The organism is Stappia sp. WLB 29 (assembly GCF_023507705.1).
Classification (GTDB): Bacteria; Pseudomonadota; Alphaproteobacteria; order Rhizobiales; family Stappiaceae; genus Stappia.
Genome location: NZ_JALBGD010000001.1, coordinates 269972 through 286630, shown reverse-complemented (window position 1 = coordinate 286630; position 16659 = coordinate 269972). Strand labels below are relative to the sequence as shown.

The 16659-nt window shown below is 66.6% G+C and carries 16 protein-coding genes; 11 read left to right on the top strand and 5 right to left on the bottom strand.

From position 1 onward, the window contains the following. A complete protein-coding gene (locus tag MNI96_RS01370) occupies positions 1 to 810 on the bottom strand; it encodes a porin family protein (RefSeq protein WP_249689680.1) in 810 nt (269 codons plus the stop codon). Between the two features lie 767 nt (positions 811 to 1577). Between MNI96_RS01370 and MNI96_RS01365 the strand changes: the two genes are divergently transcribed. Both MNI96_RS01365 and MNI96_RS01360 read left to right on the top strand, forming a co-directional pair. Further along, a complete protein-coding gene (locus MNI96_RS01365; protein WP_249689678.1) occupies positions 1578 to 2915 on the top strand; it encodes a metal-dependent hydrolase family protein in 1338 nt (445 codons plus the stop codon). A 185-nt stretch (positions 2916 to 3100) separates the two neighbouring features. Then, positions 3101 to 5851: a cation-transporting P-type ATPase gene (locus MNI96_RS01360; RefSeq protein WP_502960286.1), complete on the top strand. Its 2751-nt coding sequence runs from the start codon at positions 3101 to 3103 to the stop codon at positions 5849 to 5851. Positions 5852 to 5899: 48 nt separating this feature from the next. On the opposite strand, the gene MNI96_RS01355 is transcribed toward MNI96_RS01360, so the two are convergent. Continuing rightward, positions 5900 to 7537 (bottom strand): BCCT family transporter, encoded by a 1638-nt coding sequence (locus tag MNI96_RS01355; protein WP_249689674.1) that lies wholly within the window; start codon positions 7535 to 7537, stop codon positions 5900 to 5902. Between the two features lie 35 nt (positions 7538 to 7572). Further along, positions 7573 to 9120, bottom strand: a complete 1548-nt coding sequence (gene betC, locus MNI96_RS01350; RefSeq protein ID WP_249689672.1) for a choline-sulfatase — start codon at positions 9118 to 9120, stop codon at positions 7573 to 7575. Positions 9121 to 9262: 142 nt separating this feature from the next. Here betC and MNI96_RS01345 point away from each other — a divergent pair, with 142 nt between their 5' ends. From MNI96_RS01345 to MNI96_RS01310, 8 genes are all read left to right on the top strand, one after another. Then, positions 9263 to 10123, top strand: coding sequence for a LysR substrate-binding domain-containing protein (locus MNI96_RS01345; RefSeq protein ID WP_249689670.1), 861 nt, complete (start codon positions 9263 to 9265; stop codon positions 10121 to 10123). 43 nt (positions 10124 to 10166) lie between these two features. Then, positions 10167 to 10754, top strand: coding sequence for an ASCH domain-containing protein (locus MNI96_RS01340; RefSeq protein ID WP_249689668.1), 588 nt, complete (start codon positions 10167 to 10169; stop codon positions 10752 to 10754). A gap of 56 nt (positions 10755 to 10810) precedes the next feature. Continuing rightward, positions 10811 to 11146, top strand: a complete 336-nt coding sequence (locus tag MNI96_RS01335) for an ArsR/SmtB family transcription factor (protein WP_249689666.1) — start codon at positions 10811 to 10813, stop codon at positions 11144 to 11146. After that, positions 11143 to 11580, top strand: a complete 438-nt coding sequence (locus MNI96_RS01330; RefSeq protein WP_249689663.1) for an SRPBCC family protein — start codon at positions 11143 to 11145, stop codon at positions 11578 to 11580. The genes MNI96_RS01335 and MNI96_RS01330 overlap by 4 nt, the downstream gene beginning before the upstream one ends. Further along, entirely contained in the window at positions 11580 to 12011 is a 432-nt protein-coding gene (locus MNI96_RS01325) for a DUF1801 domain-containing protein (RefSeq protein ID WP_249689661.1), read from the top strand. Before MNI96_RS01330 ends, MNI96_RS01325 begins: the two co-directional genes overlap by 1 nt. A gap of 13 nt (positions 12012 to 12024) precedes the next feature. Further along, positions 12025 to 12429 (top strand): DUF1801 domain-containing protein, encoded by a 405-nt coding sequence (locus tag MNI96_RS01320; protein WP_249689659.1) that lies wholly within the window; start codon positions 12025 to 12027, stop codon positions 12427 to 12429. Between the two features lie 112 nt (positions 12430 to 12541). Beyond that, complete coding sequence (locus MNI96_RS01315) at positions 12542 to 13300, top strand: glutaredoxin family protein (protein ID WP_249689657.1); 759 nt, start codon at positions 12542 to 12544, stop codon at positions 13298 to 13300. Next, entirely contained in the window at positions 13297 to 13713 is a 417-nt protein-coding gene (locus MNI96_RS01310; protein WP_249689656.1) for an ion channel, read from the top strand. Before MNI96_RS01315 ends, MNI96_RS01310 begins: the two co-directional genes overlap by 4 nt. Positions 13714 to 13721: 8 nt before the next feature. Here the strand turns inward: MNI96_RS01310 and MNI96_RS01305 are convergent, their stop codons facing one another. Both MNI96_RS01305 and MNI96_RS01300 read right to left on the bottom strand, forming a co-directional pair. After that, positions 13722 to 14435, bottom strand: coding sequence for an alanyl-tRNA editing protein (locus MNI96_RS01305; RefSeq protein WP_249689654.1), 714 nt, complete (start codon positions 14433 to 14435; stop codon positions 13722 to 13724). A gap of 130 nt (positions 14436 to 14565) precedes the next feature. After that, positions 14566 to 16005, bottom strand: a complete 1440-nt coding sequence (locus MNI96_RS01300; protein ID WP_249689652.1) for an MFS transporter — start codon at positions 16003 to 16005, stop codon at positions 14566 to 14568. Positions 16006 to 16050: 45 nt separating this feature from the next. On the opposite strand from MNI96_RS01300, the gene soxR reads away from it, so the two are divergent. Next, positions 16051 to 16512 (top strand): redox-sensitive transcriptional activator SoxR, encoded by a 462-nt coding sequence (gene soxR / locus MNI96_RS01295; RefSeq protein ID WP_502960293.1) that lies wholly within the window; start codon positions 16051 to 16053, stop codon positions 16510 to 16512. Positions 16513 to 16659: the final 147 nt, after the last annotated feature.

The window sequence follows — 16659 nt, the reverse complement described above, 5'->3', positions numbered from 1 at the left end:
TTAGAAACGGAAGGTGACGCCGGCCAGCGGGCCACTCATGTCGACGTCGAGCTTCATGCCGCCGCGATCGTAGTCGAGGGCCATGTGCCGGTATCCGGCCGACAGGAAGACGCGATCGTTGATCCGGTAGTTGAGCGTGCCGACCGCCTGCCAGGTGACCTCGGAGCCGACGCCGAAGCCACCGACATCCGCGAGGGCAATGACAGACCAGTCGGGCGCGAACTGCCACCGCGCCCGTGCGGCCAGCACCGGATCGGCCCAGGTGTCGCTCTTGCTGGCGGCAAGGCCGGTGCCGCGGATATTGACGTTGGCATCGATATGCCACAGGCGGGCGCCGGCCAGCAGGTCGAGGGTGAATTCGGGCCGGTCGACCACGGAATAGCCGCCGGCGAGCGTCGCCGAGAGTTGGCGGACCTGGCCGTGCACATCGAAACCGAAGGGTGCGAAGGGCAGGGCGATGCGATCCTGCTCGGTCACGGCCGACCAGGTGAAATCGCCGAAGATCACGAAGCGGTCGTAGCGGGCTGTGCCATTGACGAAGAAGGCGCCGTCGAGATTTTCGAGAATGTCGCTGAACCGGCGATCGAAGGAGGCCGTCGGCAGGAACGGGCGCGGCCGGATGCTGCCCGACAGGGAAGGCGCCCAGGCATAGGGTGTAACCTGGAAGCGCCAGCCGTCCTCGGCATGGGCAGGACGCGCCAGCAACTGGGCCGAAAGGAGCAGCGCCGGCACAAGGGCGGCAAGGAACCGTGCCCAGCCGGCGATTCGTCGGCTCAATGTGGGCGGATAGCTCTCAGATCGGGCCATCATGGGTGCCGCTCCCTCCTTGCCATGCAACGCGCGCCATCCAGCCCGCAGCGCGGGCGGGCTGCGGAGGCGACATGAAAGCTACTGGCCCACAGCTCCACGCGTCAATTGCCTCCGCGGCGATTTAGGTCGTGGACTCATAGTTGTGCCGGAAACGGCGTCTGGCCCGGCAATGATATGCCAGGAGGAGCGTGATGGCCGGGGCAGGTCCCCCGGCCGAGCGGTCCGACGCCGCAGATCGAAGTCGGGCCGACGCCCTTCGGGTCTGGGCGAACCTGCCGGCAACAGCGTCGCAAGACCTTGAAAACCGGACGGTTTCCTGCGGACTTGCTCCTTGTATCCGATCAGGTTCGCGCAGACCGTTTCTCGCCAGAATTATGAGTTCACGACCTGGCGGCTTCTGTTGCCGTTTTGTCCACGAGAGCGGCAGTTTCCGTCCGGAGAAAGACTTGGAATAGAGCGGCTTCCTGCCCTCCGAATCCAGTTGTCATGCCGGTTTCACGAGGTACGGGCAACCTGAATATTTCGACATATCGGAGTGTCTATTTTTGAAACTAACGATAGTCTTTTCCGTGGTTTGACAGCCCTGTCGAACGAGACCCACTATGGCACGCGTTCCGGCATGTCCAGCGAGGTGTGTGATGCTTCTGTGCGCTTGTTGTTTCACGGGTACTCCCCATCAGGACGGGCTTCCGACGGCCTGCCGTTGCGGCGCGCCGCAGACACTCGCCGCCTATCGCCGGATCGAGTCGGATCTGTCGCGCCGGGAGATGATCGGTGGCGCCGCCGCGATCGTGGGCATGTTCGCCGGTTTCGGTCTTGCTCCCTCGCGCGCCCAGACGGGCGAGCCGGGCCGGCCGCTGCTTCTCACCAATCTGCGCCTTTTCGACGGACGGGAGCTGACCGTCCGCGACGACGTCGACATCCTGATCGAGAACGGTGTCGTCTCGGCCCTGCCGCCGAAAGGGCAGGGGCCGGCCGAGGCGACCCGGCTCGATTGCGGAGGCCGCGTCGCCATGCCCGGGCTGATCGACTGCCACTGGCATTCGACGCTGGTCAGCGTTTCGCAGGTCACGGCGCTCACCGGCGACATCGCCTATGTGCACCTTCTGGCCGCGCGCGAGGCCGGCGCCACGCTGTTGCGCGGCTTCACCACCGTACGCGATGTCGGCGGGCCCGCCTTCGCGCTCAAGCGGGCGATCGACGAAGGCGTGGTCGCCGGGCCGCGGATCTTTCCCTCCGGTGCCCTGGTCTCGCAGACCTCGGGACATGGCGATTTCCGCATGCTCAACGACCTGCCGAGAGCCGACCGCGATCCGCTGAGCTATCCCGACCGGGTCGGCGTCACCGCGATCGCCGACGGCGTCGACGAGGTGCTGCGCCGGGTTCGCGAGCAGCTGATGCGCGGTGCCAGCCAGATCAAGATGATGGCCGGCGGCGGCGTGTCGTCCGCCTACGATCCGCTCGACAGCACTCAGTTCACCGAGGCGGAGCTGCGCGCCGGCGTCGACGCCGCGTCCGATTGGGGGACCTATGTTTGCGTTCACGTCTACACGTCGAAGGGTATCCAGCGCGCCATCCGCGCCGGCGTGAGCTGCATCGAGCACGGCCAACTCGCCGACGAGGAGACCATCCGGATGATGGCCGACGAAGGCATCTGGTGGTCGTTGCAGCCCTTCCTGACCGACGAGGATGCCAATGTCTACGCCGATCCGCGCATGCGCGCCGACCAGCAGCGGGTCTCGGAAGGGACCGTGCGGGCCTATGCGATGGCGCGCGAACTGGGAGTGCGCTCCGTCTTCGGCACCGATGTGCTGATGAGCCCCGGAAACGCGGCCTCGCAGGGGCGCCAGCTGGCCAAGCTCACCCGGTTCATGAGCCCGCTGGAGGCGCTGCGTGCGGCGACCGGGCGCGCCGGCGAGCTGCTTGCCATGTCGGGCGAGCGCAATCCCTACCGCGCGCCGGTCGGCGTCGTGGCGCCGGGCGCGCTGGCAGACCTGCTGGTGGTCGACGGCGAACCCGAGACGGATCTGTCGTTCCTGGGAACGCCGGACACGTCGCTGCGGCTGATCATGAAGGGCGGCGAGGTGGTTCGCTCCAGCCTGTAGCGCGCGAAGAACGCATTCAGGTACGGAGGGTCTCAAGTGGCGGGCCAGGTGCAAGGACCTGCTGCGGGTTACTGTACATGCGCAGACCTGCTCCTAGGTGTTTCCCGGACTAGGCCCCAGCCGTTCGGAAGGCCAGATTGGGGCCGGATCGTCTTCCGGCCCCGCCCCCTTTTCCGAGATCACGGATGCATGACATGACCCCGACCAGCGAGCGCGACATTCCCGACGCCCATGCGCGCGAGGGGGGCGAGGTGCTGGCCGTGCTCGATGCGGCCACGTCCGGTCTTTCCGACGAGGAGGCTGTCCGCCGGCTGGCGATATATGGCGAAAACCGGCTTCCGGAAGCGCCGCGCCGAGGTCCGCTGATCCGGCTGCTCAGCCAGTTTCACAATGTTCTCATCTATGTGCTGATCGGGGCGGCGGCCGTCACCGCGCTGCTCGGCCATTATGTCGATACAGGCGTCATCGCGGCGGTCGTCATCGTCAATGCGGTGATCGGCTTCATCCAGGAAGGGCGCGCCGAGCAGGCGATGGACGCGATCCGCGACATGCTGGCGCCGCACAGTTCGGTGCTGCGGGACGGGAGGCGCAAGGGCATCGCCAGCGCTGAGATCGTGCCCGGCGACATCGTGCTGCTGGAGGCGGGCGAGCGGGTGCCGGCCGACCTGCGGCTGCTGGAGGCGGCGGGCCTGCGGATCGACGAGGCGCTGCTGACGGGCGAATCCGTGCCGGCGGAAAAGGAAACGCGGGCCGCGGCGGCCGACGCGCCGCTCGGCGACCGTCACGGCATGGCCTATAGCGGCACGCTGGTCACCGCCGGTACCGGGCGCGGCGTCGCAGTCGCCACCGGCCGGACCACGCAGATCGGCCGCATCAGCGGCTTGCTGTCCTCGGTGGAGACGCTGACGACGCCGCTGATCCGCCAGCTCGACAGTTTCGCCCGCTGGTTGACGCTGCTGATCCTGCTGATCGCCGGGCTGCTGCTCGCCTGGGGCTACTATGTGGTGCACATGCCCTTCGGCGAGCTGTTCATGGCCGTCGTCGGCCTGTCGGTCGCCGCGATTCCCGAAGGGCTGCCGGCGGTGCTGACCATCACGCTGGCGGTCGGGGTGCAGGCGATGGCCCGGCGCAACGCCATCGTCCGCCGCCTGCCGGCGATCGAGACGCTCGGCTCCGTCTCGGTGATCTGTTCCGACAAGACCGGCACGCTGACCCGCAACGAGATGCTGGCGGCGACCGTCGCCACCTCGCGGCACCTGTTTGCCGTGACCGGCGAGGGCTATTCGCCGGACGGTACGGTGCGGCTGGACGACCGGGATATCGCGGCGGGCGAGCATAACGTCCTGATGGAGATCGCCCGTGCGGCCGCGCTGTGCAACGACGCGGCGCTGCATCCGCACGACGAGGGCTGGCGCACCGAGGGCGACCCGATGGAAGGGGCGCTGATGGCGCTGGCCGCCAAGATCTCGGGCGAGGGCCACGCGCCTTTTGCCGATCACCAAAGGCTTGCCGAAATTCCCTTCGATGCGGCTCATCGCTACATGGCGGTGCGCCACCGCAGCCCCGACGGCCGAACGGAGCTGCACGTCAAGGGCGCGCCCGAACAGGTGCTGGCGATGTGCGCCGCCCAGCGGACCCCGCAAGGGGAGACCGAGCCGCTGGACAAGGCGTTCTGGACCCGGGAGATGGATGCGATCGCGCAGAAGGGCCAGCGGGTGCTGGCGCTCGCGACCCTCGACGGGGACTGGCAGCCGGCCAGCACTCAAGCGGGCGGGCCCGGCATGTTGCGCAAGGAGGACCTGACCGGGCGCCTCGTCATTCTCGGCCTTGTCGGGCTGATCGACCCGCCGCGCCCCGAGGCGGTCGCCGCCGTCGCCGAGTGCCACGGCGCCGGCATCCGGGTGAAGATGATCACCGGCGACCATGCCGGCACGGCTGCGGCCATCGGCCGGCAGATCGGCCTGAAGAACCCGGACCGGGTGCTGACCGGCAACGATCTCGACGCCATGGACGATGCCGAACTGTCGGCGCAGGTGGTGGAGACCGACATCTTCGCCCGCACCAGCCCGGAGCACAAGTTGCGGCTGGTCACCGCGCTGCAGGCGCACGGCCTGACCGTCGCGATGACCGGCGACGGCGTCAACGATGCGCCGGCCCTGAAGCGCGCGGACGCGGGCATCGCCATGGGTCGCAAGGGCAGCGAGGCGGCGAAGGAGGCAGCCGACCTGGTGCTGGCCGACGACAATTTCGCCTCCATCGCCGCCGCCGTGCGCGAGGGGCGGACCGTCTACGACAACATCAAGAAGGTGCTGAGCTGGACCCTGCCGACGAGCGGCGGCGAGGCGATGACCGTCGCCCTGGCGCTGCTGCTCGGCATGGCGCTGCCGATCACGGCGGTGCAGATCCTGTGGGTCAACCTGATCACCGCGGTCACGCTCGGCCTTGCGCTGGCCTTCGAGCCGACCGAGGAGGACACGATGCGCCGCCGCCCGCGGCCGCGCCACCAGCCGATCCTCGGCGGCGAGCTGCTGTGGCACATCCTGCTGGTCTCGGGACTGTTCCTGGCGGCCGTCTTCGGCATCTATTTCTACGCGGTGGACCGTGGCTACGCGCCGGAGCTGGCCCGCACCATGGCGGTGAACACGCTGGTGGTTCTGGAGATCTTCCACCTGTTCTTCATCCGCAACATCTACGGCACGTCGCTGACCTGGAAGGCGGTAAAGGGCACGCCGATGGTCTGGGCGAGCGTCGTCGTCATCACGCTGGCGCAGTTCGCCATCACCTATCTGCCGCCGCTGCAGGCGATCTTCGGCACCACGACCGTGCCCCTTTTCGAGGGCGTGCTGATCGTCGCGGTGGGAGCGGTGTTTTTCGCACTGATCGAGATCGAGAAGCAGCTGCGGCTGGTAGTCCGCCGCAGCAGCGGTGAGACTTGAGGAGCGCGGCGGGCGACCGCGCGTGGCCGCCCGCCGCAGCTTTGCCGTCTATTCGTAGACCGTCTGCAGGCCGGCGCGCTCGCGCAAGCCGTCGCGATAGATCGCCTTGAACAGCGACACGCACATCAGCACCATGACCAGCGAGAAGGGCAGGGCGCCGATCACCATCGCCGTCTGGATCGCCTTCAGGCCGCCGACCAGCAGCAGTGCGGCAACGACAAGGCCGAGCGTGATGCCCCAGAACAGGATGTGCGGCCGCGCCTTTGGGCCTTCGTCGCCGGCGGCATTGATGGTGTTGACGATCAGCACGGCGGAATCCGCCGAGGTGACGAGATAGGTCATCAGGAGCACCACGATCAGCACCGCCATCAGCCAGCCGAGCACGGGAGACAGCATGAGGCCGGTCATGGCGAAGATCTTGTCGCCATCCGGAACGGAGTTGATGGCGCCGCCCGCAACCCCGCTAAGCTCCATATCGATCGCCGTGCCGCCGGCGAAGGCGAACCAGACGAAACACATGATGGCAGGTGCGATCACCGCGCCGACCACGAACTCCCGGATCGTGCGGCCCTTGGAAATGCGCGCCAGGAACAGGCCGACGAACGGCGCGAACGCCACCCACCAAGCCCAGTAGAACACCGACCAGGCGCCCTGCCAGCCTTCCAGCGCCTTCGCAGTCTCGCCTTCGCCGGAATAGACGGTGAAGATCATCGAGGGCAGCGCAGTGACGTATTCCAGGCCTCCGGCGAACAGCGCGGTGAGGCCGAACCAGCTCGAGCCGAACAGCAGGAAGAAGCCGAGCAGGAACGTGCTCAGGACCATGTTGAGGTTGGAGAGCCACTTGATGCCCTTGCCGACGCCCGACAGGGCGGACAGGGTCGAGGCGCCCATGATGATCACGATGGCGACGATGATGCCGAGCGAGGAGGCGGTGCCTTCCTCGTTGAGCAGCCAGCTGCCGATGCCGATCCGGGCCATGCCGGCGACGAACTGCTCGACGCCGAAGCCGAGCATCTGGGCAACGCCGAGGATGGTGGCAATCACCGCGACGATGTCGATGGCGTGACCGATGGGGCCGGACAGGCTGCGACCGAACAGCGGTGCCAGCGATGAGCGGATGGTCAGCGGCAAGCCGCGGCGATAGGCGAAGAAGGCGAGCGCCAGACCGGCAACGGCATAGGACGACCAGGCCGAAAAGCCCCAGTGCAGATAGGACCACTTGAAGGCGTTGAGGACATTGTCCTCGCCGCCTGCGGTCGCAAGGCCCTGGATGACGTCCGGATTGCGATTGAAATGGTAGATCGGCTCGGCGACTGCCCAGGTCAGCATGCCGACGCCGATGCCGGCGCCGAACATCATCGAGAACCAGGAGAAGCGCGAGAATTCCGGCTCGTCGTCGGGACCGCCGAGCTTCATGCGGCCCGCCGTCGGCCAGGCCACCAGAGCGATGCAGGCCAGCACGAAGGCCGCCATCACATAGAAGTACCAGGTCGCGAAATTGGCCAGAATGAAACTGTTGAAACCGGCAAGGACGTCGCTCGCCTGCTGCGGAAAGGCGACGGCCCAGATCACCAGCGCCCCGACCGCCAGCTTGGACGTGATCGTCACGTCGATGATGAAGCCGTTGTAGAAGCCGCGTTGGGCGATCTTGATCGGCAGGTCGACCAGGGGTGGTTTGACGTTCATCCGTCCGTTCCTTTTCGTATCGTGCGGCGCGAAGGCTATTCGCCGCGGGGGAACCTCTGCCTCTCCTCCAGGACATTGAGGTCCATGTGATTGCGCATGTAGCGCTCGCTGGCTTTCTGCAGCGGTTGGTAATCCCAGGGAAAATGCGCGCCGTTGCGCAGTGCTTCGTAGACCACGAGCCGGCGCGCCTGCGACTGGCGCACCTCGGCGTCGAAGCGGGCAAGGTCCCAGCGGGCGGCGGCGAGCGCACGGAAACGCTTCAGCGTCGCCGCATGCCGGGGATCCCCGGCAAGGTTCGCCAGTTCGTCCGGGTCGGCTTCGAGGTCGAAAAGCTGCTCGGGATCGAGCGGGCAGGCGGCGTATTTCCACCGGCCCTCGCGCAAGGCCACCATCGGCGCATAGGACGCCTCGGCGGCATATTCCATCGGCACCGGCGCGCGTGCCGCATCTCCCCGCGCCACCGGAACCAGGCTTTCGCCGTCGGTCCAGGGCGCGATCTCGCCGAGCGGAATGCCCGCCAGGTCGCAAAGGGTCGGCGTGACGTCCAGCGTGGAGACCGGCGCGGCGACGAGGGCAGGCGCAAGGCCGGGGGCGCAGATCATCAGCGGCACCCGGGCGGAGCCCTCCAGGAAGCTCATCTTGAACCAGAGGCCGCGCTCGCCGAGCATGTCGCCATGGTCGGAGACGAAGAGAATAATCGCCTCCTGCCGGGTGCGCTCCAGCGCGTCTAAAATCTCCCCGATCTTCTCGTCGAGATAGGAGATGTTGGCGAAATAGGCCCGGCGGGCCCGGCGGATGTCCTTGTCCGTGATCGTGTAGGAGCGCCAGTCGTTGGCGTCGAAGATTCGCTGCGAATGCGGGTCGTGGTCTTCGTAGGCGAAGGCCGGCACGCGCGGCGAAAGCTGCGCGCAGTCCTCGTAAAGATCCCAGAAGCGCCGGCGCGCCACGTAAGGATCGTGAGGGTGGGTGAAGCTGACCGTCAGGCACCAGGGCCGGGCATCGTGGCCGCGCGAAAGGTCCAGCACCTTGCGGGTCGCATGATAGGCGACCTCGTCGTCGTATTCGAGCTGGTTGGTGATCTCGGCGACGCCCGCGCCGGTAACCGACCCCATGTTGTGGTACCACCAGTCGATCCGCTCGCCCGGCTTGCGATAGTCCGGCGTCCAGCCGAAGTCGGGCGGATAGACGTCCGTCGTCAACCGCTCCTCGAATCCATGCAACTGATCGGGGCCGACGAAATGCATCTTGCCCGACAGCGCGGTCTGGTAGCCGGCGCGGCGCAGATGGTGGGCAAAGGTGGGGATGTCGGAGGCGAATTCGGCGGCGTTGTCGTAGACCCCCGTGCGGGACGGCAACTGGCCCGACATGAAGGATGCGCGGCCGGGCGCGCAGAGCGGGGAGGCGGTGTAGGCATTGGCGAAGCGCACCGAGCGCGCGGCCAGCCGCTTGAGGTTCGGCAGATGCAGCCAGTCCGCCGGCCCGTCCGGGAACAGCGTGCCGTTCAACTGGTCGACCATGAAGATCAGGATGTTCGGCCGGCCGTCCGTGTCCGGACGGCCGTCGCCCGTGCGATGCGCCTGCATTGCCCCCGCCGCAGTTATGTGACTGAATGATTTTCTTAGCTTGACGCAAGGAAACCGTATCTTCCACAGAGACTTTTCTATGAATGACATAAGCCATGATTATATCTTTCTGAGCCGGCACGCTGCCGGGCTCTGCGCTTTCGTGCTGGTTGCCAAACACGGCCAGCTGTCGGCAGCCGCGCGCGAGCTGCGCATCTCGCAGCCCGGACTGAGCCAGCGGCTGAAGAACCTGGAGGAAAGCCTCGACCTTACCTTGTTCGAGCGCACCTGGCGCGGGGTGCGGCTGACGGCGGAAGGGGCGGACCTGCTGGCCGCCGTCGATCCCCTCATCGGCATGCTCGCGGCCGATTTCCGCCGCTTCGCCCATCGCAACCGCACGCCCTCGGTGCTGGTGTCTGTCGACTTCGCCTTTGCCTCGCTGTGGCTGCTGCCGCGCCTTGCCCGGCTGCGCGAGGCGGTGCGCCCGGTCGACCTGTCGATGCTCACCTCGCAGCAACCTGAATTGGCGGCCGGCCTCAGCGTCGACTTGGTCGTGCGTATGGCCGGGGAGGGGGATATCGAGGCGGGCGAGACGAAGCTGATGGACGAGCGCGTGTCCGCCGTGTGCAGCCCGGAGTTCCTCGCCCGCCATCCGGGGCTGGCCGAACCGGCCGATCTTGTCGACCTGCCGTTGCTCAGCCTGTCGACGCCGGTCACCTCGCACTGGCACGACTGGGAGAGCTGGTTCGCGCATTTCGGCGTCACCGCGCAGCCGGCCAGCGAACGCACGCAGTTCACCAGCTACGACATTGTGGTGCGCGCCGCCCAGGCCGGGCTCGGCATCGCCCTCGGCTGGCACGGGCTGATCGACGACATGCTGGCGCGCGGCGAACTGGTGCGGGTCCTGCCGCATGTCGCCACCAGCGACCGGGGCTACTACATCCAGGCAGTGCAGGAGACGCCCTCCGCCGCCGCCCGGCGCGTGCACGACTGGATCCTTGTCGAGGCGGTGCGGCCGGCCTGACAGTGGACGAGGTGAACCACGGCGCCGAGAGGGAAGAAACGCGATGCTGTTGAAACGCGAGGTGCTGGAGGGGATCAGGGCAGGGCGGGTCAGCTTGCAGTTCCGCCGCTGGAGGCGCCGTACGGTCAAGCCGGGAGGAACCCTGCGAACCGCCATCGGCGTCCTTGCCATCGGCGACATCTCGCCGGTCGAGGCGGGCGCTGTGACCGACGACGACGCCCGCGCGGCCGGCTTTACAGACGCGGCGGCGCTGCGCGACTGGCTGGATGACGGCAGGCCGGGGATGCTGGAGCGGATCGAGGTGTCCTGGGCCGGTGAGGACCCGCGCGCCGGGCTGCGCGAGGAGGAAAGCCTCGACCCGCTGGCGCTGGCGGAGATCGCCGGGCGGCTCGACGCCATGGACGGCCGGGCGCGCGAGGGGGCCTGGACCGCCCGGGCGATGGACCTGATCGCCCGCAACCCGGAGCGCCCGGCCGCAGAACTCGCCGCCGCGATGGGTCTGGAAAAGCTCTCCTTTAAAACCCGGATACGTCGCCTCAAGGCGCTCGGGCTGACCGAGAGCCTGGCGACCGGCTATCGACTATCGCCGCGCGGGGCCCGCGTCCACGCTTTCCGGTCGGCACGGACTTGACGGATCAATAACCGTTCAGTTATGGAATTACCCCATAGCCACGGAGTTATGGGTTCATGCCGAACGCTCAAGAAGCCGTACAGGGCATCCTGTTTCGTTCGCTCGCCGATCCGACGCGGCGGGCGCTCTTCGAGCGCCTGTGCCGCGACGGCGAGCAGACGGTGGGCGCGCTGACGGCGCAGGCCGGAGTGTCGCAACCGGCGGTCTCCAAGCATCTTTCCGTGCTGAAGCAGGCCGGACTGGTGCGCGACCGCCAGGCGGGGCGACAGACCCATTACAGCGCCGATGCCTCCGCCCTGGCCCCACTGGCCGACTGGACGCGGCGAATGACCGGCTTCTGGGAAGCCCGGTTCGACGCCCTGGAAGACCTGCTGGGAAGGATGGATCAGTGACGCAGACGCAGGACGACACGCTGTCGGTGGTGGTGGAACGCACCATCGCCCACCCGCCGGAGAAGATCTGGCGCGCCTTGACCGAGCCGCATCTGATCGAGGAGTGGCTGATGAAGGGCGATTTCCGCCCGGCCGTTGGCCACCGTTTCGGCTTTCGCGCCGACTGGGGCGCCGTCGACTGCGAGGTGCTGGACATCGAGCCGCCGCACCTGCTCGCCTATAGCTGGGGCGACCACGACCTGAAAAGCATCGTCACCTGGACGCTGACGCCGACGGGCAGCGGCACGCGGCTGCGGATGGAGCAGACCGGCTTCCGCCGCGACCAGCCGCGCTATTTCGGTGGGGCGAAGGCCGGCTGGCCGCATTTCCTCGACCGGCTGGAAGAGGTCGTCGGCAGGCTGGACGACGGTGCCGTCGCGGCGGAGCAGGCGTGATGACGGCCGGCAAGCGCGGGACGCCGAAGGAGCCCAGGCTGTTGTCCGGAGGCAATCCGCAGATCCCCAAGGGCGAGGGCGACGAGCCCGTGCAGGCCTATATCGCGGCGATGCCCGGCTGGAAGAGCGAGGCCGGCCGCCAGCTCGACGCGCTCATCGAGCGCACCGTGCCGGACGTGCGCAAGGCGGTGAAATGGAACTCGCCGCTCTACGGCGTGGAGGGGCAGGGCTGGTTCCTCGGCGTCCACTGCTTCACGAAATACATCAAGCTCGCCTTCTTCCGCGGTGCGCAGCTGGAGCCGCTGCCGCCGGTCGCCTCCAAGGACGAGAACACCCGCTATGTCCACCTGAACGAGGGCGAGGACCTGGACGAGGCGCAACTGGCGAGCTGGATCGCCCAGGCGGCGAAGCTGCCCGGCTGGAAGGTTTGAGAAAGGGCCTGCGATGACCAGGAGCGAGACGACGACCCCGGGCGAGGCCTCCGCGCTGATCGATGCGCGGATCCACGAGCTGGGCGACTGGCGCGGAGAGTTGCTGGCGCGGGCGCGCGCGCTGATCCTGAGGGCCGAGCCGGACGCGGTGGAGGAATGGAAGTGGCGCGGCGTGCCCGTGTGGTCGCGCGGCGGCATCCTGTGCACCGGCGAGACCTACAAGGACAAGGTGAAGCTGACCTTCGCCAAGGGCGCCGCGTTGGAGGACCCGGCCGGCCTCTTCAACGCGAGCCTCGACGGCAATGCCCGACGCGCGATTGATCTCTTCGAGGGCGAGGACCTGGACGAGGCCGCGTTCATGGCATTGATCGCTGCGGCAGCGCGGCTGAACGCCGGGAAGAAGACCCGCAAGCGCTGACGCGCGGCGCGGTCGCTCACGGATCTGGTGCGGAACCACTTTCCGTTCAGCCCGTTGGGGAAGGGAGGGCGGGCGTTCGTCTCGCCCGCCGACACCAAGGGGAGACCGCGCCATGACAGCCGCTGAGGAGCACAAAAGCGCCACGCTCTACCGAATGGTGATGCCGGACCACATCTGTCCCTACGGGCTGAAGTCCAAAGACCTGTTGGAGCGGCACGGCTTCACCGTCGAGGATCATCATCTCGCCTCGCGTGAGGAGACCGACCGGTTCAAGCGCGAGCACGGCGTCGAGACGACGCCGCAGACCTTCATCGACGGGCAGCGGATCGGTGGGCACGACGAGTTGCGCCGCTATTTCGGCGAGAGTGTTCCCGGCGAGGACGCGACCAGCTACCGCCCGGTGATTGCGATCTTCGCCATGGCGCTGCTGATGGCGCTGGCCGCCAGCTGGGCGGCCTTCGGCTCGATCCTCACGTTGCGCGCCTTCGAGTGGTTCGTGGCGATCAGCATGTGCATTCTCGCCGTGCAGAAGCTTCAGGATGTCGAGAGCTTCTCGACCATGTTCCTGAACTACGACCTGCTGGCCCGTCGCTGGGTGCGCTACGGCAAGCTCTATCCCTTCGGCGAGGCGCTGGCCGGCGTGCTGATGATCGCCGGCGCGCTGCTGTGGATCGCAGCACCCGTCGCGCTGTTCATCGGCACGGTCGGCGCGGTCTCGGTGTTCAAGGCGGTCTATATCGACCGGCGGGAGCTGAAATGCGCCTGCGTCGGCGGGTCCAGCAACGTGCCGCTCGGATTCGTCTCGCTGACCGAGAACCTGATGATGATCGCCATGGGCCTGTGGATGCCGCTCAAGGCACTCTGGCTGTGACCGGGCTCCTGATCGGAATGCTGTTCGTCGCCGTGCTCGGCATCGGCCACCACTACGGATTGATGGGCGTCCGAGCGCTCAAGCCGGATGGCGAACGGCGGCCGCAGACGGCGATCCTCGTGACCTTCATGGGGCTTTTGGCCCTGCACACGCTGGAGATCGTCGCCTTCGCCGCGGTCTATCGCGGCATGATCGCCTATGGCGGGTTGGGCGGCTTTGCCGACGCGGATGTCTCGTGGAGCAGCCTGATCTACTTCTCGGGCATCAACCTTGCCACGCTCGGCCATACCGACATGAGTGCGCACGGCGCAGTGCGGATGGTCAACATGATGCAGTCGCTCGGCGGCTTCATGGTGCTGACCTGGTCGGCGACGTTCCTTTATTCCGTCAGCGAACGCGCCTGGCGGACGTAGGCCGGCCGCTAGAAGCCGAATTTCACACGCCGGTTCTGCCGGCCCTTGTTGTCGACCTTCAACACGCGCAGGGGCCGGGCCAGCCCGGTCGATGCCAGATGCGTTCCACCGCAGCCCTGCCGGTCGAGGTCGCCGATCTCGACGATGCGGACGTTGCCGTCGTCCTGGCGGGGCGGCGAGACGGCCTTGCTGCGAAACAGGCCGGGAACGGCGTTGGCCTCGTCCCATGGCATCAGGAAGGCCCGCACCGGAAGATCGGCCCGGATCACGTCGTTGATGGGGTCCGCCAGGTCGCGAAGTCTGGCCGCATCCGAGCCCGGCAGATCGAAATCCAGCCGGAACGTTTCGTCGTCCGACAGCTGGGCGCCGGTCAGCAGCGCGCCGTTGAACTCGCGGAAGACGACGCTGTTGGCGATATGGGCGAGGGTGTGCAGCTCGCACATCAGACGGCGGAACTCCGGCTCGACCGAGACCTGCAAGGGGCCGTCCGGCTCGTCCTCGCCGTCGAAGGCGTGCCACCACCCGCGTTCATCGGGCATGACGGCGGTGATCGCCGCCTCGCCGCTGTTCCATCGGATGGTGGCGCGGTCCGGAAGCTGCCCGCCGCCGCCGGGAAAGACGATGGACCGGTCGAGCAGCACGCCCCCGGGGCGGACATCGAGTGCCGAGGTTTCCAGGACGAGCAGGCTTGCGTCCGTCTGATAAAGGGGCTGCGATCTCACGCGTCCGTCTCCGTGGGGGTGGTGGGGGTCTTGTATCGGATTCGAAGGCCAAAGCCGAAGAAGCAGAGAATTGCATCTTCGCGACAGCCTTAGAAAATTCACGCAAAAACATACGGGGGATCTATTTTGACTACGGCTGCAATTTTGCTTTCCGATCTCGCACCAGCGCGCTCATGGCGGCGAGGCCGATTGCCGCAAAGGGCAAACAGGACGCGAAGACCCAGCGAGCAACCTTTGCTGCGTCTTCCGTTGTGTCGATGGACAGCAGGCCCGAGGCATTCGCAACGATCCCGACATAGGCTGCGCCGAGAGCATAGCCGAGCCTCTGCACCGTGGGGATCGCGGCGGAAATTCGCTGAACCTCGTCGGCACAGGCGAGCCTCGTCGTTCGCCTGAGAACGAATGTCCATGCCATTCCGAAGCCACCACCCTCCATGGCCGCGCAGACAGCGATCAGCCATACAGGGCCATTGGGAACCGTATGGAAAAAGCCGAAGATACTGAGGGTCACAACCGCCATACCGAAGGCGATCATCAGACGATCGAACCGCTCCGGCAAGCCGCTGACTAGCACCGCCACGACAGTCCAACCGATGGACGAACAGGCAACGATGTATCCGGCTGTCAGTGCGGAGAGGCCATGGATGGTTGTCGCCAGAAGCGGCCCGTACGCCGTGATGGCGATGGTCGCCATGGACATGGACAAGATCATGAGCAGCGTGGCGCCTGACGGGTGCGAGGGATCGAACGGGCGAGGCGGAAGAAGGCGGTTGGAACCTGCGCGCTCGTCCAGCCACAGAAATCCGATCAGGCAGACAAAACCGGCGGCAACGGAAGGGACCGTTCGCAGGATCGAGACCTCGACGCCGCCAAAGGCGACCAGAACGACGCCGAGACACAGCAACGATAGACGCCCGACAGGGAAACCGGTAGCGGCGGTCGTGGATGGTGTCACGTTCGCCTCGCTTCGCAGCGCGATCCAGAGCGCGAGCGCAAACGCCTGGCAGGCGAAGAAGGCAAAGCCCCAGCGCCATGTTGCGTATTCCACGAAGACCCCGCCGACCAGAGGCCCGGCGAATGCCGAGACGCCCCAAAGGGTCGAGACGGCTGCCATCGCGCGTGCAATGTAGCGGCGCGGAAAGATCAGGCCGACCGCGACAAAGCCCATCGCCACCAGACCGCCGCCGCCGATGCCCTGGAGGGCACGCCCTGCCAGAAGCAAGGGCATGGTCGGGCTTACGGCACTAAGGATGCAGCCGAACCCGAACAGGTGCGCCGCCAGGCTCATCGGTCTGCGCAGGCCGAAGCGCATGGTCAGCAATGCGCTGGCCGTCCCTGCAATGATTGATCCGATTTCGTAGAGCGAGACAGACCAACCCACCAAAGCGGCCCCGCCGATCTCGGACACGATGGAGGGAAGCATGGTGGCGACGATCAGGCTGTCCGCCGCGTGCAGCCAGACAGCCAGGCAAACCAGAGCCAGCGAGGCCGCATAAGGGCTTCCGACAAACTCCCTCCATGACACGAATGTCTCCGTGTCAGACCCCGCCCCGGTATTCATGCTCGTCATCTCCGTCTCCTGTTGACGGATATGCTGCTACGACCTCAACATTGGTTGAGATCAAGGAGATTTCGCATGGCCAAGAAGGAATTGTCCGTTGGCGAGCTCTCGCGCCGCAGCGGGTTGCCCGTCTCCACGCTCCATTTCTATGAACGCAAGGGGCTGATCGCATCCGAAAGGACTTCGGCCAACCATCGAGTCTATCGGCGCGAAATCCTGAGACGCGTGACGGTCATAAAGATCGCCCAGAGCGCGGGCATACCGCTTGCCGAGATAGCCGAAGCGCTCTCTCAACTACCAAGGGATGCATCCCCCGACACACATGACTGGGAGCGTATCGCCAAGAATTGGCACGGAGGTCTTACTCGGCGGATCGCTCTTCTCACAGCACTACGCGACAAGATGGCGATGTGCATCGGCTGCGGGTGCCTCAGCGTGCAACGCTGCCCCTTGGTCAACGCGAATGATGAACTGGCGAAAGACGGCCCCGGTGCCCGACTGATTCAGGACGCGTGATCGGCAGGTCTCAACGTCGTTTCGCGGCGATGCGGTGATGGGAAGCTAGTGGCGGGCCGCGTCCGATAGTGATGATCACTACGTTTGCACTGTAGCCCCACGATAGGTGTGATCTGGCCTTCATTGACCTGCCTCCCGATTTTCGGA